At 73.7% G+C, this 20,138-nt stretch carries 17 protein-coding genes; 3 read left to right on the forward strand and 14 right to left on the reverse strand.

What is annotated here, in order from left to right; all coding sequences use genetic code 11:
* The 3 genes from GSF22_RS14030 to GSF22_RS14040 form a co-directional block, all read right to left on the reverse strand.
* A partial coding sequence (locus GSF22_RS14030; RefSeq protein WP_208814003.1) for an HAAS signaling domain-containing protein occupies nucleotides 1–922 on the reverse strand: 922 nt, incomplete at its 3' end.
* Nucleotides 919–1,251, reverse strand: coding sequence for a PadR family transcriptional regulator (locus tag GSF22_RS14035; protein WP_208814004.1), 333 nt, complete (start codon nucleotides 1,249–1,251; stop codon nucleotides 919–921). The genes GSF22_RS14035 and GSF22_RS14030, both read right to left, overlap by 4 nt.
* 69 nt (nucleotides 1,252–1,320) lie before the next feature.
* Nucleotides 1,321–2,097: a CPBP family intramembrane glutamic endopeptidase gene (locus tag GSF22_RS14040; RefSeq protein ID WP_208814005.1), complete on the reverse strand. Its 777-nt coding sequence runs from the start codon at nucleotides 2,095–2,097 to the stop codon at nucleotides 1,321–1,323.
* Nucleotides 2,098–2,338: 241 nt separating this feature from the next.
* Between GSF22_RS14040 and GSF22_RS14045 the strand changes: the two genes are divergently transcribed.
* Nucleotides 2,339–3,808, forward strand: coding sequence for a hypothetical protein (locus tag GSF22_RS14045; RefSeq protein WP_208814006.1), 1,470 nt, complete (start codon nucleotides 2,339–2,341; stop codon nucleotides 3,806–3,808).
* Nucleotides 3,809–3,845: 37 nt separating this feature from the next.
* Here GSF22_RS14045 and GSF22_RS14050 read toward each other — a convergent pair whose 3' ends face one another.
* The 6 genes from GSF22_RS14050 to eno form a co-directional block, all read right to left on the reverse strand.
* Nucleotides 3,846–4,778: a Ppx/GppA phosphatase family protein gene (locus tag GSF22_RS14050; protein ID WP_208814017.1), complete on the reverse strand. Its 933-nt coding sequence runs from the start codon at nucleotides 4,776–4,778 to the stop codon at nucleotides 3,846–3,848.
* 22 nt (nucleotides 4,779–4,800) lie between these two features.
* Entirely contained in the window at nucleotides 4,801–6,147 is a 1,347-nt protein-coding gene (locus GSF22_RS14055) for a hypothetical protein (RefSeq protein WP_208814007.1), read from the reverse strand.
* Between the two features lie 27 nt (nucleotides 6,148–6,174).
* On the reverse strand, nucleotides 6,175–6,675 hold the full coding sequence (locus GSF22_RS14060) for an amino-acid N-acetyltransferase (RefSeq protein WP_208814018.1): 501 nt from the start codon (nucleotides 6,673–6,675) through the stop codon (nucleotides 6,175–6,177).
* Nucleotides 6,676–6,767: 92 nt separating this feature from the next.
* Complete coding sequence (locus GSF22_RS14065; RefSeq protein ID WP_208814008.1) at nucleotides 6,768–7,346, reverse strand: DUF501 domain-containing protein; 579 nt, start codon at nucleotides 7,344–7,346, stop codon at nucleotides 6,768–6,770.
* Between the two features lie 19 nt (nucleotides 7,347–7,365).
* Entirely contained in the window at nucleotides 7,366–8,007 is a 642-nt protein-coding gene (locus GSF22_RS14070; RefSeq protein ID WP_208814009.1) for an FtsB family cell division protein, read from the reverse strand.
* A 103-nt stretch (nucleotides 8,008–8,110) separates the two neighbouring features.
* On the reverse strand, nucleotides 8,111–9,394 hold the full coding sequence (gene eno, locus GSF22_RS14075; RefSeq protein WP_208814010.1) for a phosphopyruvate hydratase: 1,284 nt from the start codon (nucleotides 9,392–9,394) through the stop codon (nucleotides 8,111–8,113).
* Nucleotides 9,395–9,619: 225 nt separating this feature from the next.
* Between eno and GSF22_RS14080 the strand changes: the two genes are divergently transcribed.
* Entirely contained in the window at nucleotides 9,620–10,324 is a 705-nt protein-coding gene (locus GSF22_RS14080; RefSeq protein WP_208814011.1) for a hypothetical protein, read from the forward strand.
* A gap of 36 nt (nucleotides 10,325–10,360) precedes the next feature.
* Here the strand turns inward: GSF22_RS14080 and GSF22_RS14085 are convergent, their stop codons facing one another.
* Nucleotides 10,361–11,980 carry a DUF885 domain-containing protein gene (locus tag GSF22_RS14085; RefSeq protein ID WP_208814012.1) on the reverse strand — a complete coding sequence of 540 codons (1,620 nt, stop codon included), beginning with the start codon at nucleotides 11,978–11,980 and terminating at the stop codon, nucleotides 10,361–10,363.
* Nucleotides 11,981–11,990: 10 nt separating this feature from the next.
* On the reverse strand, nucleotides 11,991–13,460 hold the full coding sequence (pdxR, locus tag GSF22_RS14090) for a MocR-like pyridoxine biosynthesis transcription factor PdxR (RefSeq protein WP_244367372.1): 1,470 nt from the start codon (nucleotides 13,458–13,460) through the stop codon (nucleotides 11,991–11,993).
* A 67-nt stretch (nucleotides 13,461–13,527) separates the two neighbouring features.
* Between pdxR and GSF22_RS35695 the strand changes: the two genes are divergently transcribed.
* Entirely contained in the window at nucleotides 13,528–14,523 is a 996-nt protein-coding gene (locus GSF22_RS35695; RefSeq protein ID WP_208814013.1) for a DMT family transporter, read from the forward strand.
* Here GSF22_RS35695 and GSF22_RS14100 read toward each other — a convergent pair.
* The 3 genes from GSF22_RS14100 to mfd form a co-directional block, all read right to left on the reverse strand.
* Nucleotides 14,478–15,491 (reverse strand): nucleoside triphosphate pyrophosphohydrolase, encoded by a 1,014-nt coding sequence (locus GSF22_RS14100; RefSeq protein ID WP_208814014.1) that lies wholly within the window; start codon nucleotides 15,489–15,491, stop codon nucleotides 14,478–14,480. The two genes, GSF22_RS35695 and GSF22_RS14100, sit on opposite strands and share 46 nt — an antisense overlap.
* Entirely contained in the window at nucleotides 15,488–16,258 is a 771-nt protein-coding gene (locus GSF22_RS14105) for a hypothetical protein (protein ID WP_208814015.1), read from the reverse strand. The genes GSF22_RS14100 and GSF22_RS14105 overlap by 4 nt, the downstream gene beginning before the upstream one ends.
* 65 nt (nucleotides 16,259–16,323) lie before the next feature.
* Nucleotides 16,324–19,971, reverse strand: coding sequence for a transcription-repair coupling factor (mfd, locus tag GSF22_RS14110; RefSeq protein WP_208814016.1), 3,648 nt, complete (start codon nucleotides 19,969–19,971; stop codon nucleotides 16,324–16,326).
* Between the last annotated feature and the right edge of the window lie 167 nt (nucleotides 19,972–20,138).

Below are 20,138 nucleotides of genomic sequence, written 5' to 3' on the forward strand. Positions count from 1 at the left end.
GCACGGAGGACGGGGTCAGGGACGCTGACGGCAGGGCCGGCGCCGGGCCGAAGCGGAACGGTGCCCGCTCCGGGCAGTGCGGGTACGCCGGGACCACCGGGACCGGGTCCGGTTCCGGGTCCATCGGACCGGCCAACCCGGTCCGCTCCGGACAGTCCGGCACGCCGAGCCGGATCGGGGTACCGTCCTGGTCGAAGAGGCGGGCGCCGGTGACCAGCCGACCCTCGCTGTCGTAGACGTACACGTCCCGGACGTAGCGTTCGTGGGCGACCGGCTCGGCGTAGTACCCGTACCCGCCGTCGACCACGTCCTGGTCCGCCTCGAAGAAGCCGACCACGGCGAAGACGGCGAGCACCGCACCGGACGCCCCGACCAGTCGGCGGGGCCACCGCCGCAGCCGGGGGGTACGCCGCCCCAGCCAGACCGAGGTGACCACACAGACCCCGAGCAGCAGCAGGGCCGCGAGGGCGCTGCCTCCGAGCCGGGGCAGCAGGCCGACCGGTACGCCACCGAACATGACGCTGATCAGCATCGCGGCCAGGTAGCCACGCAACAGCCACCACGCCGGGCGGAGCAGACGCAGGAACTCGCTCGCCGAGGCGTACCCGATGACCGGGCCGAGCCGGGCGTCGACGGCCCGCAGCCGGGCGCGGGCCCGCAGCACGGCGGTGGCGACCCGCTGGTCCAGGTTGGGCGTCTGGCCGGGCGTACCGGCACCGGCGGCGCTACGCAGCTCGGCGGCGTACGCCTCGGGCGGGCCGAGCCGCTCGGTCAGCGCGCCGTCCGCCTCCGCCGCCACCTCGGTGAGGTGCTCGACGAGATCCTCGGTCAACTCGTCGCGTACCGTCGGGGGCAGGTCGGCCAGCGCGGCCCGGACCTGCTCGACGTAGCGTGCGATCTCCTGCTCATCCACGACGGTCATGCCGTCATCCCCCGTTCGTCGAGCAGCCTGTCCATGGTGGTGGCGAAGGATCGCCAGAGCTTGCCGGAGCGGGTGAGCTGGTCGCGCCCGGCGGCGTTGAGGGCGTAGTACTTCCGGTGCGGGCCGGCCTCGCTGGGCACGACGTAGGTGGTGAGCAGGCCGGCGGCGAAGAGCCGACGCAGGGTGCCGTAGACCGAGGCGTCGCCGACCTCCTCCAGCCCGGCCGCGCGCAGCCGGCGGAGGATGTCGTACCCGTAGCCGTCCTCCTCCCGGAGCACGGCGAGGACCGCGAGGTCCAGCACACCTTTGAGTAGCTGGGTGGTGTCCACGGATCAGACAGTAGTGTGCATTGCGCAATACCGTCAACGGCGCGCTAGTCGGACAGACGGTGCGACGCGTCAGTCGGACGCCCCCGGGCGCCGCCGGAAGGACGGCAGCAGCACGACCACCACCGCGGCGACCATCACCAGGGTGCTGACGGCCGCCGCGGCGACCCCGGCGGCGGCCCGGGTCGCGGTGGCGAAGTTGAACGCGGTGTGCCAGGCGGCCACGATCAGCACCGAGTGCGCGGCCGACCGGTACAACCAGGTCAGGAGGACCGAGCCGGCGAGCAGCCCGACCAGCCAGCCGGCCACGCCCCCGGCACCCAGGTCCCGGAAGTTGCCGACGATCCAGAACAGTGGCAGGTGCCAGCCCGCCCAGACCACCCAGACCAGCAGCGCCGTCACCAGGGGACTCCGGATCGCCAGCAGCCGCTCCACCAGGAAACCGCGCCAGCCGACCTCCTCCCCGAACCCGTTGACCAGCAGCACGTAGGGCACCACCACGGCCAGCCCGACCGCCGGGGCACCGGAGAAGACGCTGACGTCGCCCGCGTCGACCCCCGTACCGAGCAGCAGGGGCAGCACCGCCAGCCCGGCGGTCACCACGATCAGGGCCCACCAGACCGTACCGATCCGCCAGCGCACGACCCGGGCCCAGAGTCCGACGAGACCCGACCGGCCGCCGTCGAGCCAGGTCCACAGCACCGCGGCCAACGCGGGACCGAGCAGGCCGGGCAGGTGGCTCGGCCAGCCCTGACCGGGCTCGACCACCACCCCGGCCAACGCCATCGGCACCCACCAGGCCCAGGAGAAGAGGTACGCCGAGAGCACGTAGCCGACGAGACTCCGCATATCCACAGTCTCCCAGCCCATCGACGGCCGGCGACGTCAACCATGCGTCGGCGTGATCCGGTGACCGGATCGTTGCCGTAAGGTGCGATTCGTGGCGTCGACGGCAGGAACCCGGACCGGACCTACTCCCGCAGCATCGTCCCCGGCTCCGACCCGTGGCTCCCGTCGTCTCCTCCGGCCCGTTCGGCTGGCCGTCCTGCTCGGCACCGCAGGCGTCGGGTGGCGGGTCTGGCTGACCGCCGTGGGTACGCCACCGCACAACAGCGACGAGGCGACGATGGGACTGGCCGCCCTGCACATCGGCCAGGGCCGGGAACTGCCGGTCTACTTCTACGGCCAGCACTACATGGGCACCGTCGAGGCGTACCTGGCCGCGCCGCTGGTGGCCGCCTTCGGGCCGTCGGTGTACGCGCTACGCGCCCCGACCGTCCTGCTCTACGCCGCCTTCCTGGCCCTGATGTTCGTCCTGGTCCGTCGACTGTTCTCTCCCGGACTGGCGGTCCTCACCGTCGGGCTGCTCGCGCTCGGCTCGGACCGGGTGGTGAAGAACCAACTCATCGCCGGGGGCGGCTATCCGGAGACCGGACCGATGGTGGCCGGACTGCTGCTGCTCACCTACCTGCTGCTCGTCCGGCCGGTACGACCCTGGTACGCGTTCACCGGGTGGGGACTGCTCCTCGGGCTGGTCGCCTGGAACCACTGGCTGCCCGCACCGTTCCTGCTCGGCGCACTGATCGTCCTGTGTACCGCCCGGATCCTGACCGCCCGGACCGCGTCGGCCGCCCTGGGTGGCTTCCTGGTCGGGGTACTGCCCCTGCTGGTCGACAACATCCGCGCCGGAGCCGCCGACAACTCGGTGGCGGTCTTCCTGAGCCTCAACGGCGCGGGTACCGACGCGGCACTGTGGGACCGGATCGTCGGCGGCGCCTGGCTCGGCCTCCCGCTCGGCATGGGGTTGTGCGCGCCGAGCCGCTGTGCCGGCTGGTCCCTGTGGTGGGGCCCGGTGGTGGTGGTACTGCTGGTGGTCGCCACCGTCCAGTCGATCCGGAGCATCCGCCGCCGCGCCGGGACGGCCGCTGCCCCCGGGGCGGCCCGGCACCGGTTGCGCCTCGTCCTCGCCGGGGCCGGTCTGCTCAGCCTGCTCAGCTACGTACGCAGTCCGGCCGCTGCGGACACACCGGTCGAGAGTGCCCGGTACCTGTCCATTCTGGCGCTCTCCCTACCGGCGGCCCTGTGGCCGCTCTGGCGGGTCGCCCGCACCCGGGCCGCGAACGTGCCCGTCGACGCACCGGCGGGGCGGCGCCCGTTCCGGGCCGCCGTCCCGGCGATGCTGCCGATCGTCGCGCTGGCCGCGACCATGCTCGCCGCGACGGTCAGCGTCGTCGGTCGGGTACCCGAGTACTCCGCCCTGCGGGACCGGCAGGAACACCTGCTCGCCGCCCTGGACGACGCCGGGCTGACCTATGTGCACGGTGACTACTGGACCTGCAACTGGATCACCTATCTGAGCGGGGAACGGACCGTCTGCGGAGTCGTCGACGACCGACTCGGCCGGGGACTCAACCGGTACCCGGCCCACTGGCGGCCGGAGGCGCAGGCACGGGTGGCGGTGATCGGCAGCCCGCTGGACGCGGAACTGGCCCGCCGCTCGCCGGGAGTCGTCCCGCAGGTGGTCGCCGGTCACCACATCTATCCGGGTACCGGTCGATAGCGGCATCGCCGGGCCGGTACCCGACCGGGCGGCGCAGTCAGCCGAGCAGGCTCCAGGCGATGCCGTCGAGGATGTCGTGCTCGCTGGCGACCACCGACGGCATCCCGGCCCGTTCCATGATCACCCGCAGCACCAGGGCGCCCGCCCCGATCACGTCGGCCCGGCCCGGGTGCATCACCGGGATCGCCAGGCGCTGCTCGCGCGTCATCGACAGCAGGTCGCCGGTCACCTTCGCCACCTCGTCGTACGACACCCGGGCGTGGTGGATGCGCTCCGGTTCGTACCCGGTCAGGCCCTCGGCGATGGCGACCACGGTGGTCACCGACCCGGCGAGGCCGACCAGGGTGGCCGCCTCCCGGCCGGGCACGACGGCGAGCGCCCGGTCGACGGCGGCGGCGATGTCCGCCTCCGCCGCGCCGATCTCGGCGGCCGTCGGCGGGTCGCCGGCCAGGTGCCGTTCGGTCATCCGGACGCAGCCGATGTCCACCGAGATCGCCGCGTCCACGGTGAGGTCCCGGGAGCCGACGACGAACTCGGTCGAACCGCCGCCGATGTCGACCACCAGGTACGGTGCCTCGGCGTCGGCCGGCAGCCCCCGGACCGCGCCGGTGAACGACAACCGGGCCTCCTCGTCGCCGCTGACCACCTCGGGTGCGACGCCCAGGGTCTGCTCGACCATGGCCCGGAAGTCGGCGGCGTTGGAGGCGTCCCGGGAGGCGGAGGTGGCGCACATCCGCACCCGCTCCGCACCCAGCTCCCGGAGCTCCGCCGCGTACGCCGCCAGCGCGACCCGGGTCCGCTCGATCGCCTCCGGTGCCAGCCGGCCGGTCCGGTCGACCCCCTGCCCCAGCCGGACGATCTCCATCCGCCGGGTCAGGTCGACCAGCAGCGCCTCCGGCCCGGCCGACGGGTCGGGCAGGTCCGCCACCAGCAGGCGGATCGAGTTGGTCCCGCAGTCGATGGCTGCCACACGAGTCGTCACGTCCGCCACCCTACGACAGCCGGGCCGGGCCGGCACCGACCACCGTCGGGGCGTCCGGCTCCCCGGTCCGCGTACCGGCCCGCACGCCGGCCCGTCGCCGGTACCGGAGCAGCAGCTCGGGCAGCCAGGGCAGCGCGCCGACGAGCAGCAGCAGGCCGAGCAGCGGAAGCCGCCACCACCGGTCGACCCCCGGCGACGGATCCACCGGCCCCGGTGCTGCCACCCAGGGGCGGGCGGTCTTCGACCAGGCGAGGAAGGCGTCACCGACCGGGAGCAGGCCGAAGGCGTACCGCTTGGTCCACGGGGTGTCGACGGGCAGGCCGGCCAGCTCGCCGTAGTTCGCGAGCGCCCCGGCGAGCGCGGTGTCCCCCTGCACCTGGGCGGCACCCATGGTCACCACGGTCGCCGACAGGCTCACCCCGAGCAGCAGCGGCCCCGAGTCGACGTCACCCGGGCCGGCAATGCCGTCCGGGTACTCCCGCACCGCCGGGCCGAGGCCGAGCGGCGTGGTCACGTACCGGTCCCGGAACCGCAGGTACTGCTCCCGGGCGAAGACCGGGTCGATCTCCACCAGGAACCGGTGGATCACGCTCTGCGAGGTGGCCCTCGCCACCTCGGCCGGTGCGCCGTCGGCCGGCTCGACCCGGTGCGGCAGCAGGCCGGTGGCCGGGTCGAGGCGCTGGCGTACCCCGGCCAGCCAGCGCTGCACCGTACCGGCGAACCGGGGCGGGAGCAGTGTGTCGTGCAACCGCAGGGCGGCCACCGCCACGGTCGAGTCGACCGGCCAGGCCTGTCCCGGGTACGCCGGTAGGTAGGGCGACGCCGAGGCGTCGAAGGCTGCGCCGAGGGCCGCCGCGTCGGCGGCGAACCGCTGCACCTCCCCCGGATCCCGCCGGTCGGCCGGTTGCAGGGCGATGATCCCGCCGCGCAGCCAGGTGGTCCAGCCCTGGTAGAAGACGCCGTACGGCGGGGTGAGGTCGGCGCTGAACGGGGCCCGCCCGGCCGGGGAGTCCAGCCGTTTCAGCGCCCACCGGGCCTCCCGCAGCGCGATGTCCCGGTCCACCCCGGCCCGGTCGGTCCCGACCCGGTCCGCCCCGGCCCGCATTCCCAGCTCGACCCGGCTCAGCCCGTAGAGGACATGGCTGAAGAAGTACCCCTCGGGGAAGAGCTGCTGGGCGTCCGTACCCGCTCCGGCCTCCAGCGCCGCCCGCAGGAACGTCAACTGGCGGCGTACCCCGGGTGGCTCGCCGTCCCCGGCGGCGGTGGCCGGTACGACCAGCCGGGCCACCCCGACCAGGGTGCAGAGCGTGATCAACACCGCGACCACCCGGTAGGCCCGGCGTACGAAGGTCAGCACGGCACCAGCATGGTCGGGTGGATCAAGTCAGCCGGTGAGCCTCAGCAGCATCCGGGTGTTGCCCAGGGTGTTCGGCTTGACCCGCTCCAACCCCAGGAACTCCGCCACACCCTCGTCGTACGAACGGAGCAGCTGCTCGTAGACCGGGGGCGGCACGGGCGCGCCGTCGATCTCCACGAACCCGAAGGAGCCGAAGAACCGGGTCTCGAAGGTGAGCACGAAGATCCGGGCGACTCCCAGCTCCCGGGCCGCCCCGATCAGTTCGGCGACGATCCGGTGGCCGATCCGCTGGCCCCGGCACCCCGGGTCGACCGCCACCGTACGGATCTCGGCCAGGTCCTCCCACATGACGTGCAGCGCCCCGCAGCCGACGACCGTACCGTCACCGGCCCGGACCGCGACCCAGAACTCCTGGACGTCCTCGTAGAGGGTGACGGTGGCCTTGCTGAGCAGCCGCCGCTCGTCGGTGTAGGTGTCGATCAGCCGTCGGATGCCGCGCACGTCGGCGGTGCGGGCCCGTCGGACCACGATGCCGCCGGACCCGGCGGTCCCGGTCGTGCCGTCCGACCCGGCCGTGCCGTCGGCCCGGTTCGTCCCGTCGACCCCGGTCGTGCCGCCGGTCACGGCCCGTCCACCACCGGCACGTCGGTGACCGGCACGTCGACGCAGGGGCCGTCGGCCCACCACTGCTCCATCAACGCCAGCGTCTCGTCGCCGAACGGGTTGACCCCCGGGCCGGCGCCGAGCGCGTGCCCCACGTGCACGTGCAGGCACTTGACCCGGCCGGGCATGCCACCGGCCGAGATCCCGGCGATCTCCGGTACCTCCCCGATGGCGTCCCGTCGGGCCAGGTAGTCCTCGTGCGCGGCCCGGTACCGGGCGGCCAGCTCGGGATCGGCCGCCAACCGCTCGGCCATCTCCTTCATCAGCCCGGCCGACTCCAGCCGGCTGCACGCCGCCGTCGCCTTCGGGCAGGTCAGGTAGAACAGCGTCGGGAACGGCGTACCGTCGGCCAGCCGTGGGGTCGTCTCGACCACGTCCGGCAGGCCGCACGGGCAGCGGTGGGCCACCGCCCGGGTGCCGCGCGGGGGGCGTCCGAGCTGCGCGGCCACCGCCGCCAGGTCGGCCTCGGTGGCCGGTTCGCGCTCCGGCCGGGGTACGGCGTCCGCCGCCGGCTCCTGCGGTGGTACGACAGTCACGGTGCCATCTTTCGTTCGGTTACCGGGTGGGGCGCTCGGCGTCGGCCGCCTGGATGCTCGACCACAGCGAGTCGTACCAGGTGGCCGGAGCCTGTTCCCGGGGTGCCGGCGGAGCGCCCCCGGCGGCGTCCCGGGCCGCGCTCTCCGGGTCGTCGTAGACCAGCACCGGCACCTCGCCGGGGTAGACCATGTAGAAGCGTTCCCGGGCCTGGATCCGGATGTAGGCCGGGTCCTGCCACTTGGCCGCCTTGGCGGACAGCTCACCGATCAGCTCCCGCTGGGCCGCCTGCGACGCCTCCATCCGGGCGATGTCCGCCTGCTGGCTGAGGTAGAGCCGGACCGGGTAGGTGTAGGCCAGTGCCAGCGCGATCAGTACCGCGAAGAGCACGGTGGCCCGGCCGGTGACCCGGCGGGGGCGGGGTGCGGAGGTGCGCTTGGCGGCACCACCCGTGGCGGTACGCCGGGCGGCGGCCGGGCGGCTCGCCGAGCGTACGGCGTCGCCCCGGCCGGTCCCCGGCGCCCGGGTGCCGGTGCCCCGCGGCTCGGCGCGTACGCCGGTGTCGCGGGTCGTCACCCGGGCGCCCCGGGCCCCGCCCGTCCGACCGGACTGACCCGGTCGTCGGGCGGGACGCTGACCGCTCGGTGTGCGCCGTGCCTGCATCCTCGTCACACCCCTCCCCCGATGGCATGGCCCCGATCAGGCGAACGTACCGCCCGGACGGGGCACACGCAGCAGCCGACCCGGGTGGAACCGGACCCCTGACTCAGGCGGAACGGTAACGCGGGAAGGCACCCGCGCCGGCGTACCGCGCCGCGTCGGCCAGCTCCTCCTCGATCCGCAGGAGCTGGTTGTACTTCGCGACCCGCTCGGAACGGGCCGGGGCACCGGTCTTGATCTGGCCACAGCCGGTGGCGACGGCCAGGTCGGCGATGGTGGTGTCCTCGGTCTCGCCGGACCGGTGGCTCATCATGCACCGGAACCCGGCCCGGTGGGCCAGGTCGACCGCGTCGAAGGTCTCGGTCAGCGAACCGATCTGGTTCACCTTGACCAGGACGGCGTTCGCGGCGCTCTCCGCGATGCCCCGGGCGACGCGCTGCGGGTTGGTGACGAACAGGTCGTCGCCGACGATCTGGATCCGGTCGCCGAGGGCGGCGGTGAGGGCGGTCCAGCCGCTCCAGTCGTCCTCCGACAGCGGGTCCTCGATCGACACGATCGGGTAGTCGCCGACCAGCTTGGTGTAGTAGTTCGTCATCTCCTCGGCGGAGAGCGCCGAGCCCTCGAAGGTGTAGGTGCCGTTCGAGCAGAACTCGGTGGCCGCCACGTCGAGCGCGAGGGCGATGTCCGAGCCGAGCGTGTAGCCGGCCTTCTCGACCGCCTCGGCGATCAGGTCCAGCGCGGCCGAGTTGGTCGGCAGGTTGGGGGCGAAACCGCCCTCGTCACCGAGGCCGGTGGAGAGGCCCTTCTTCTTCAGGACCGCCTTGAGCGCGTGGTACACCTCGACGCCGGAGCGCAGCGCCTCGCGGAAGCTCGGCGCGCCGATCGGGGCGATCATGAACTCCTGCACGTCGACGTTCGAGTCGGCGTGCGCGCCACCGTTGAGGATGTTCATCATCGGCACCGGCAGCAGGTGCGCGTTCGGGCCGCCCAGGTAGCGGAAGAGGCTCAGCTCGGCGCTGCTGGCCGCCGCCTTGGCGACCGCCAGCGACACGCCCAGGATGGCGTTCGCGCCCAGCTCGGACTTGCTGTCGGTGCCGTCGATGTCGAGCATCTTCTGGTCGATCAGCCGCTGCTCGCTGGCCTCGTACCCGATCAGCTGGTCGACGATCCGGTCCTCGATGTTCTGGACCGCCTTCTCGACGCCCTTGCCCAGGTACCGGTCGGCGTCACCGTCGCGCAGCTCGATCGCCTCGAAGGCACCGGTGGAGGCGCCGGACGGTACCGCGGCGCGGGCGACCGTGCCGTCGTCCAGGCCGATCTCGACCTCGACCGTCGGGTTGCCCCGCGAGTCGAGAATCTCCCGGGCGACGATTCCCTCGATGGTTGCCACTGTGTCGCTCCTCGTTTCGATGTACGTGCGGTCGGCAGGGCCGCGACGGTGCGGCTGAGGCGTGTTGATGGCAGCGTATCGGGCGCGGGTACACCGTCGGGCGGTGGCCGGCGGAGACGCCCGTCCCACGGCTTCCCGCCCAGCGTGCCGGACATTCCCGGATTCTCGTACCGCAACCGGCAACCGGTTTGCACGGGGTGGACCCGATCGGCAAGGCTGTGGACCATGCCCTCGGCCTCGACGACGTACCGCCTTCTAGTCGGATCGGTCATCGCCCTGCTGACGGTCACCGGCTGCCAGACCCTCGACGACGCCGGTCGGGTGGTCGGTCGGGCCGACCTGGTCAACGACCTGGCCGCCCGGCTGGACCGGGCGATGGAGTCGACCTACTCGGCCGACTACCAGCTCCCCGGCGGGCAGACCGCGTCGATCTCGCAGACCCAGAAACCGGCCCGGTCCGCGTACACCTACCCGGGTGGCAAGCTGACCGTGACCGCGGAGGCGACCACCACCTGCGTCACCTCCGGCAGCCGGACGACCTGCACCCTGGCGCCCCCGCCGGTACCCAGCAACCGCCCCTCGGTGACCGTCTTCGCCCAGGCCAAACAGCAGGGGCTGATCGCGCCTCCGGTGGTCATGGGCCTGCTGGCCACCGCCGCGCTGGACCCGGCCGCGGTCATCGAGCAGACCGACACCACGGTCGCCGGCCGGCACGCGACCTGTGTGAAGGTCACCGAGGTCGGGGAGAACGGCACCCCCTTCGAGGCCTGCGTGACGAACGAGGGTGTGCTGGGCAGCTTCCGGGGTGTCATGGACGGCAAGCCGGTCGAGCTGGATCTCACCCGCTACCAGGACTCGGTACCGGTCAGCGCGTTCGACCTGCCGCCCGGGGCCGGCGTGGTGGACCGGCGCACCGCCACGCCGAAGTGACCTGCCCGGCCGGCATGCGTCGGGAAGGGGCCCTCCTCACCGGGTGAGCAGGGTGCGCAGGTGGCGGGGCGGCGGGCAGGCGTGTGCCAGCATCGCGTCGTGCCACTGCCGTACCGGCGTGCCGGGCGGACGCAGCGCGGCGATCGCCGCCACCTCGCTGTACCCGACGAAGTACGTGGAGAGCTGGGTCGAGGTGAGCAGGGCCCGCCGCCACTTGCCGGTCGCCTCCCCCTCCTCCTGGAAACCCCGCCCGGTCATCAGCGCCATCGCCTCCGCCTCGGGCAGTTCCTCGACGTGCACGAGCTGGTCGAGCAGGGCGTTGATGGTCATCCGGAGCTGCATCTTGAGCTGTTGCAGCCGTACCGGCAGGCCACCGAAGCCGGCGCCGACCATCAACTCCTCGGCGTACACCGCCCAGCCCTCGATGAACGGGACGGACTGCGCGACCGCCCGGACCCGGGTCGGTCCGGCGTACCGGCGGGCGTGCGCGAGCTGGAGGAAGTGACCGGGCATCGCCTCGTGCACGGTCAGGTTGCGCAGCATGTGGTCGTTGTACTCGCGGTAGAACGACTCGACCCGGGCCGCCGGCCAGTCCGCCGGGGTGGGGGCGATGCAGTAGAACGTCGGTACGTCGGCCGTCTCCAGCGGGCCGGGCGAGTCGCAGTAGGCCACCGCCACGCCCCGGGCGAACTCGGGCATCTCCTGGATGACGCACGGATCGTCGACCAGCGACACCAGGTCGTGCTCGCGGACGAAGTCGGTCGCCTCGTCGAGGGTGACCCCGGCCGCCGCGACGATGGTGTGGTCGTCCGGGTGTTCGGCGGCGAGCAGGTCCAGCGCGCGGCGGACCGTCCCGTCGTCCTCCGGTCCGCCGACCAGTTCGGCGGCGGCGGCCCGGATCTCGTCGGTCACCCGGTCCAGGTTGGCCCAGGCCCGGCGGAGCACCTCGGCCGCCGGCAGTTCGGTGTCCAGGGTGTGCCAGAGCCGCGCCTCCCACCGGCGTCGGCCGAGGCGCGGGTCCCGGCCGGGGCCCGGGTCGTCGGCCAGGCCGGCCCGCAGGTGGTCGGCGAACCCGGTCAGCGCCGCGACCGCCGCCCGGGCGACCGGCTCGATGCTGCCCCGCAGCGCCGGTGCCTGGTCGAGCAGCGCCGGCAGTTCGGCCCGGACCAGCGCCGCCGTCCCGGCGAACTGTCCGACCGCCGTCTCGGCATGGATCCGGGGTACGTCGTCCAGCGTCGCGCGGGCGGTGGCCAGCGCATCCGGTACGGCCGCCAGCCGCCCGGCCAGCGCCGTCAACCGCACCTCCGCCGGGGCGTACGGGCGGGCGATCAGGGTGTGCAGCAGCGGGCCGGGGTTGTGCCGCAGCGGGTCCCACTCGTGGGCCCGGATCTCGGTCAACTCGAACAGTTCCCGGTCCACCAGGGCGCTGAGCATGGCGTGGTCGACCTGCTCGGCCGGGTCGAGCAGGTCACCGTCGACCTCGGCGAGCGCGTGCGCCGCCTCCCGCAGCATCGCCCCGTCGGCCGCCACGGCGTCGGCCGAGTAGTCGGGCAGCCGGTCGTCGTACCGGTGCTCCCCGGCCGAGCTGGCGAGGCCCGGGCGGCGTTCCAGGAGCGCGTCGATGATCCGCTCGGCGCGGGGCAGGAAGGTGGACATACCGATGAATCTAGTCGCTGACGGGCCTACGGATCGACCGTCGAGATAGCCGGTCCGGACCGGTGCCGGGGCGGAGGAGACCGGCCAGTACCGCCACGGCCGACTCCAGCTCGGCAGCGGAGTGGGCGGCGTAACCCAGTACCAGTCCGGGTGGTCCGGAACGGGTCAGCCGTAGCTCGGCCAGCGGGACCGGGCCGAGCCCGGCCGCCCGGGCGGCAGCGGCCAGCGCGGTGTCGTCGGTCCCGGCGGGCAGTTCGAGGACGAGGTGCAGTCCGGCCGCGATCCCGGTGACCCGGGCGCCGGGCAGGTACCGGTGGAGCGCGCCGACCAGGGCGTCCCGCCGGGCCCGGTAGGTCCGCCGGGCCCGGCGGAGGTGCCGGTCGTAACCGCCGCTGGCGAGCAGTTCGGCGAAGGCCAACTGTTCCAGCGCCGGGCCGCCGAGGTCGGCGGCGAACTTGCCGGCCAGCACCGCCGGCCGGAGCACGGGCGGTACCGCCAGCCACCCCAACCGCAGCCCGGGGGCGAGCGCCTTGCTCACCGAGCCGAGATGGGCGACCGCGTCCGGGGCGAGCCCCTGAAGACAGCCGACCGGGTCCCGGTCGTAGCGGAACTCGGCGTCGTAGTCGTCCTCGATGATCAGTCCGCCGGTGGACCTGGCCCAGTCGAGCAGGGCGGTCCGACGGTCCGGGCCGAGCACCACTCCGGTCGGGAACTGGTGCGCGGGCGTCACCAGGACGGCCCGCAACCGGGAGCGGCGCAACGCGGCGACGTCCAGTCCGTCGGCGTCGACCGGTACCCCGACCGGGCGCAGACCCTGGGCCCGCAGCGGCGCCAGCACACCGCTACTACCCGGGTCCTCGACCCCGATCCGGGTCACGCCCCGGGCGGCCAGCACCCCGGCCAGCAGGGTGAACGCCTGCGCTGCGCCGGTGGTGACGACCAGGTCGGTCGGGTCGACCCGGGCCGCCCGGACCCGGCCCAGGTAGCCGGCCAGCTCGGTCCGGAGCCGGGGCGCCCCGGCCGGATCGCCGTAGCCCAGTTCGGCGTCGCGGACCTCGCGCAGCGCCCGCTCGTACACCCGGCGCCAGGCGACCCTCGGGAAGAGCCCCAAATCCGGTACCCCGGCCCGCAGGGGCGCCGCCGGCAGCCCGGCGCCCGGTACGCCGGCCAGGTGGTGGTCGGGGCGGCGGGCGTCCCGGCCGGTTCCGGCGTCGACCGGCCCGGCCGCGACCGAGTCGGCCACCACCGTGCCGGAACCCCGCCGGGCGGTCAGCCGCCCTTCGGCGACCAGTTGCTCGTACGCCTCGACCACGACGCCCCGGGACAGTCGCAGGTCGGCGGCTAGGCCCCGGCTGGCGGGCAGCCGGGTGCCGGGCGCCAGCCGGCCGGTCTCGATCGCCGCGCGGAGGGCCCCGGTGAGCTGTCCAGCCAGCCCCGGACGCCCCCGGTCCAGGGTGATCAGTGCTTCCAGAGACGACAAGTGGTCTCCCAATCTGTCCGGCAACTGGACCTTAAGAGTGGACCACCTGGCTCCTAGCGTCGACCGGGTGACCAGATTCGATCCACGTGGCGTCCTGCTCTGCACCACCGGCATGGTGATCGTCGGCAGTTCCATCTCGATCAGCCAGCTCATCCTCGACTACCCGCCCCTGACCGGCCAGGCCGTGCGCTACGCGCTGGCCGCCGCCGGGTTGGCCGCCATCGCCCGCTGGTGGCCCCGGCTCGACCCGGCCGGCGTCGCCCCACCGACCGGCACCGGCACCGGCACCGGCACCGGCACCGGCACCACCGTCGCGTCCCGGCCCCGGCCGACCGGACGGGAACTCGGTCTGCTCACCCTGCTCGCGGCAACCGGCCTGGCCGGCTTCAACGCATGCGTACTGATCGCCCTACGGCACAGTGAACCGGCGATGGTCGGCACCGTCATCGGGGCCGCGCCCCTCGGTCTGGCCCTGCTGGCCCCCCTGCTGCACGGCGGTCGACCCGCTCCGCGCCTGCTGGTATCCGCCGGGATCGTGGTCACCGGAACCGCGCTGGTGCAGGGTGCCGGTCGGACCGACGCCATCGGCCTCCTCGCCGCGTTCGGGGCGCTCGGTGGCGAGATCGCGTTCTCGTTGCTCGCCGCCATCGTGCTCCCCCGGCTGGGGGCGGTACGGGTCGCCGCGTACGGCTGCGGGCTGGCCGTACCCCTGTTGCTGGTGGCGGCGGTCGTGGCGGGCGAACCGGCGCGGCTGCGCCTGCCCACGGCGGTGGAGGCGGCGACGCTGGCCTATCTCGCCGGGCTGATGACGGTGGTGGCGTTCGTCGCCTGGTTCCTGGGCCTGCGTCGGCTGGGCCTGGCCCGCGCCGGAATGCTCGTCGGGCTGATGCCGGTGGCCACCCTGGTCACCGCAGCCGTCCAGGCCGGCCGCCCACCGGGTACCGCCCAGGCGGCCGGTGTCCTGGTGGTCGCCGCCGGCCTGGCCGTCGGTCTCACCACCGCCCGGGACACCCGGGATCAGGGTGTCCGGCTCGCCTCGGCGGCGCGGACCTCGTCGGCGTAGGCCAGGGCGGCCCGCCGCAGCGCCGCCTCGGCGTCCAGCCCCGCCTCCCGGGCCTGCGCGACCGTCGCCAGCAGGGTGGCACCGAGGCGGGCCTCGGCGTCGGCCGGCCCGGCGGTGTCCACGGCGCTGGCGTCCGCCGGTCCCGCTCCGGTGGGCAGCGGGACGGCCAGCCCGACCCGGGCCGCCCGTTGCAGGATCTTGGCAGCCAGGGCGAGCGCCGGCTGGCTCAGCGCGATCCCCTCCAGCACCGACTGCCGGGACTTCTCCGCCTGCTTGATCTTCTCCCAGCTGGCGGTGATCTCGTCGAGGGTGCCCGCCTCGGCCCCCGCGAAGACGTGCGGGTTACGGCGGACCATCTTGTCCACCAGACCGGCCGCTACGTCGTCCACGCTCCACGGCTCCCCGTCGGTGCGCTCCTCGGCGAGCCGGCTGTGCAGCAGCACCTGCAACAGCACGTCGCCCAACTCCTCGCGGAGCTCGTCGAGGTCGTCGGTGACGATCGCGTCGTACGCCTCGTAGCACTCCTCCAGCAGGAAACCGGCGAGGGAGCGGTGGGTCTGCGCCCGCTTCCACGGGTCGCCGCCCGGCCCGGCCAGCCGGTCCATCACGGTCACCGCGTCGAGCAACCGGGCGCCGGGCGGGTCCCAGGAGCCGTACATCAGCTCCAACTCGGCCAGGCCGGGCTGCCGGGCCAGCCGCAGCCCCAGCTCACGGGCGAGCGACTCGTCGCCGGCCGGGCCGGCCAGCCAGACCGCCGTGCCCTGCGCGGCGACCGCGTCGAGCAGCGCGCCGGTCGCCCCGGCGGTCACGATCGTCACCTCGACGCCGGCCGCCCGGACCGCCCCGGTCAGCTCGCTCTCCGCACCGGCCAGCACCGGATGGGCGCGTACCACGTCCCAGGCGGCGGCGGTCAGCAGTCCGGCGGGCAGCCGGGGCGAGGTGACCAGCAGGACGATCCGTGCGCTCATGCGTTGGCGGCTGCCGTGGCCGGTGCCTCGGGGGTGGAGATGTCGGTCACCGGACCGCTCTCGTCGATGTACGGCAGCGAGTAGAAGACCGGGCCCTGCCCACCGTTGACCGCCGACGGGACGCCGACCGGCCGGTACGCCGGGTTGATCGAGACGCCGGCCTGCTCGGCCTCCGCCTGGAGGGCGGCGCTGACCGCAGTGCCCTGCCGGACGAAGTCGCCGCTGCCGAACGCCTGCCGCACCTCGGCCACGGTCAGCCCGGACTGGATCGCGCCGGTCTCGGCGATCGCCTCGTAGACGGCCATCACCGAGGCGTCGCTCAGCTCGGCCGGCGGCAGCTTCTCGGCCAGGGTGTTGTAGATGTCCAGCCACTCACCCCACAGCTGGGCGTACTCGGCGTCCGGCGGCATCTGCAACGGCTGCGCCAGCTGCTCCGGGGTGACCTCGTCCGGCACGGTCAGCTGCTTCTCCGCCGCCACCCGCTTACCCAGCTCGATGCTGACCAGCAGGTTCACGATGTCCTGCCGGTCGACCCGGGCCTTGAGCTGCTCCGGGGACGGGGTGGCGCCGGCCCGTGCGGCCTGCGCGTTGACCGCAGCGGCGTACCTGGTCTGCGCGTCGTCGTAGATCCCGTCGACCCGGGCGACGGAATACCTCGTGTCGCCCACGTACGCGGCGACATCCGGCGAGGACTTCCCGCAGGCGGCGAGGGAGGCAAGACCGAGGGCCGCCGTGGCGGCGACGGCGACAAGACGACGAGCACGCATGACGGTCACTCTCTCACACGCTCCTGTGCTGGTGGTGACGGTGCCCACCCCGGTCCGGACGAGGGTCACCGGCCTGCTCCCGCCAACGCGGCCGGCTCGCCCAGCACGTCGGAGAGGAGCTGGGCGCACCAGTCCAGCAGTGCCTGGTCACGCAGCGGCTCGCCGCCGATCCGCCGGGTGCTCGGCCGGGGCACGCTGACCTGGTCGGCGACCTGCTTGTAGACCGCGTCCGGGTGGTACCGCTTGAGCCGCAGCTGCTTCGAGTCGGGCAGCGGCAGCGGGCTGAACCGGATGTGCTTCCCCTGCATCGACACGTCGGTGAGGCCGTAGCGGCGGGCGAGCAACCGGAACCGGGCCACCGCGACCAGGTTCTGCACCGGCGCGGGCGGCTCGCCGTACCGGTCGGTCATCTCGGCCACCACCTCGCGCAGCCGGGCCTCGTCGCGGGCCTCGGCGAGCTTGCGGTACATCTCCAGGCGCAGCCGCTCCACACCGACGTAGTCGTGCGGCAGGTGCGCGTCGACCGGCAGGTCGACCTTGACGTCGGTCTCCTCCTCGGGCCGCTCGCCCTTGAACTGCTGCACCGCCTCGCCGACCATCCGGACGTACAGGTCGAAACCGACCCCCTCGATGTGCCCGGACTGCTCGCCGCCGAGCAGGTTCCCGGCGCCCCGGATCTCCAGGTCCTTCATCGCCACGTACATGCCGGCGCCCAGCTCGGTGTGCTGGGCGATGGTGGCCAGCCGCTCGTGGGCGTGTTCGGTGAGCGGCTTCTCCCCGGGGTAGAGGAAGTACGCGTACGCCCGCTCCCGACCCCGGCCGACCCGGCCCCGGATCTGGTGGAGCTGGGCCAGACCGAGCAGGTCGGCCCGCTCGACGATCAGGGTGTTCGCGTTCGGGATGTCGATGCCGGACTCCACGATGGTGGTGCAGACCAGGACGTCGTACTCCTTCTCCCAGAAGCCCACCATCACCTTCTCCAGGGCCTCCTCACCCATCTGCCCGTGCGCCACGGCGACCCGGGCCTCGGGCACCAGCTCCCGGAGCCGACGGGCCGCCCGGTCGATCGACTCGACCCGGTTGTGCAGGTAGAAGACCTGCCCGTCGCGGAGCAGCTCGCGGTGGATGGACGCGGCCACCTGGCGCTCGTCGTACGCCCCGACGAAGGTCAGCACCGGGTGCCGCTCCTCCGGCGGGGTGGCGATGGTGGACATCTCCCGGATGCCGGTGATCGCCATCTCCAGGGTCCGGGGGATCGGGGTGGCCGACATGCTGAGCACGTCGACCGAGGCGCGCAGGGTCTTCAGGTGCTCCTTGTGCTCGACGCCGAAGCGCTGCTCCTCGTCGACGATGACCAGTCCGAGGGACTTGAACCGGGTGGCCGCCGAGAGCAGCCGGTGGGTACCGATGACGATGTCCGCGCTGCCGTCGGCGGCCATCTCCATGGTCCGTTCCGCCTCCTTGGGCGTCTGGAACCGGGACAGCTGCCGGATCTCGATCGGGAACTGGCCCATCCGCTCGGCGAACGTGTTGTAGTGCTGCTGGGCCAGGAGCGTGGTGGGTACCAGCACGGCGACCTGCTTGCCGTCCTGCACCGCCTTGAACGCGGCGCGTACCGCGATCTCGGTCTTGCCGTAGCCGACGTCGCCGCAGATCAGCCGGTCCATCGGGACGGTCTGTTCCATGTCCCGCTTGACCTCCTCGATCGCCGCGAGCTGGTCCGGCGTCTCGGTCCACGGGAAGGCGTCCTCCAGCTCCCGCTGCCAGGGCGTGTCCGGTCCGAAGGCGTGCCCCTGGGACGCCTTGCGGGCGGCGTAGAGCTGGATCAGCTGGGCGGCGATCTCCCGGACCGCCTTGCGGGCGCGGGCCTTGGACTTCTGCCAGTCCGCGCCGCCCATCTTGTGCAGCGTCGGGGTCTCCCCGCCGACGTACCGGGAGAGCTGGTCGAGCTGGTCGGTGGGGACGAACAGCCGGTCGCCGGGCTGGCCGCGCTTGCTGGCGGCGTACTCGATGACCAGGTACTCCCGCTCGGCGCCGTTGACCGCCCGCTGCACCAGTTCGACGTACCGGCCGATGCCGTGCTGCTCGTGCACGACGTGGTCGCCGGCCTTCAGCTCCAGCGGGTCGATGGTGTTGCGCCGCCGGCTCGGCATCCTGCGCATGTCCCGGGTGGAGGAGCCCCGCCCGCCGGTGATGTCGTTGCCGGTGAGCAGCGCGAACCGGGACGCCTCGGCGAGGAAGCCGTGGTTGAGCGCACCGCAGGAGACGACCACCTCGCCCGGGGCGGGTGCGGTGGTGACGCTGTCGGTGAGCGCCGCGCCGAGCCCGGCGTCCCGGAGCACCTCGACGGCCCGCTGGGCCGGCCCGTGCCCCTCGAAGACCAGGGCGACCGCCCAACCGTCGCCGGTCCAGCGTTTCAGGTCGTCGACCACCCGGGCGGTCTCGCCGTGGTAGAGCGGGGTGGGCTGGGCGGTCAGGGTGACCGCGATCGCGTCGTCCGGGGTGACAGCGACCTCGGCCGGGTCGTCCTCCCAGGGCTGCCGGGCCGGCGCGTTCCCCGCCCCGGCCTCGGTCAGGCCGAACGGCGCCAGCGTCCACCAGGGCTGGCCCAGTCCGCCGGCGGCGGCGCGTACCTCGGCGAGGGTCCGGAAGGCGGCGGCGCCGAGGTCCACCGGGGCCTGACCGCCGACGGCGGCTGCGGCCCAGCTGGCCTGGAGGAACTCCTCCGAGGTACGGACCAGGTCGTGTGCCCGGGTACGGATCCGTTCCGGGTCGCAGAGCAGGATGTGGGTACCGGTCGGCATGGTGTCCAGCAGCAGTTCCAGCGCGTCCGGGCCGACCAGGGCGGGGGCCAGTGACTCCATCCCCTCGACCGGGATGCCCTCGGCGAGCTTGTCCAGGATCTCGGCCAGCTCCGGGTGCTCCCCGGCGAGCGCGGCGGCCCGCTTGCGCACCGCCGGGGTGAGCAGCAGTTCCCGGCAGGGCGGCGCCCAGAGCTGGCTGACCTGCTCGATGGTCCGCTGGTCGGCGACGGCGAAGGTGCGGATCTCCTCCACCTCGTCGCCCCAGAACTCGACCCGGGACGGATGCTCGTCGGTGGGTGGGAAGACGTCGAGGATGCCGCCCCGGACGGCGAACTCGCCACGCTTGGTGACCAGGTCGACCCGCGCGTACGCCATGTCGGTCAACCGGCGGGCGACGCCCTCCAGATCGGCCTCGGCACCGGCGGCGAGCTGCACCGGCTCCAGGTCGCCGAGCCCTTTGAGCTGGGGTTGCAGCAGGGAACGGACCGGTGCGACGACCACCCGCAGCGGGCCGGTCCGGCCGTGCGCGTCGGTGGCCTGCGGGTGGGCGAGCCGGCGCAGCACGGCCAGCCGGCGGCCCACGGTGTCCGACCGGGGGGAGAGCCGCTCGTGCGGCAGGGTCTCCCAGGCCGGGAAGACCGCCACCTGCCCGGTCGGGATCAGGCTGCCCAGCGCGGCGGCGAGGTCGTCCGCCTCACGGCTGGTCGCGGTGACCGCCAGCACCGGCCGACCGGCGCCACCGGAGTCCGCGTCGGCGGCGACCGCGGCCACCGCGAACGGGCGCAGGGCGGCGGGCGCGGTCAGGTCGAGCCCGTCGACCTGCGCCGCCCCCGAGCGGGCGAGATCGCGGGCCCGGGTCAGCCCCGGGTCACCGAGAGCGGCGGTCAGCAGTCCGGTGAGCGCAGTCATGGATCACTTCCAGGCAGGGCGGCACGATTTCGTGCCGGCGATCGCTTCCAAACCGGGCGGCACGGTCGTGCCGGCACACGGCGACGGCCCCGCGTCCAGCCGGACGAGGGGTGCACCCTGCCAGCCTAGCCCCGGTGCCGGACCTTCTCCCGGTTCCGGCCCCCGCC

This window comes from Micromonospora echinofusca, from assembly GCF_017614955.1.
GTDB classification, from domain to species: domain Bacteria; phylum Actinomycetota; class Actinomycetes; order Mycobacteriales; family Micromonosporaceae; genus Micromonospora; species Micromonospora echinofusca_A.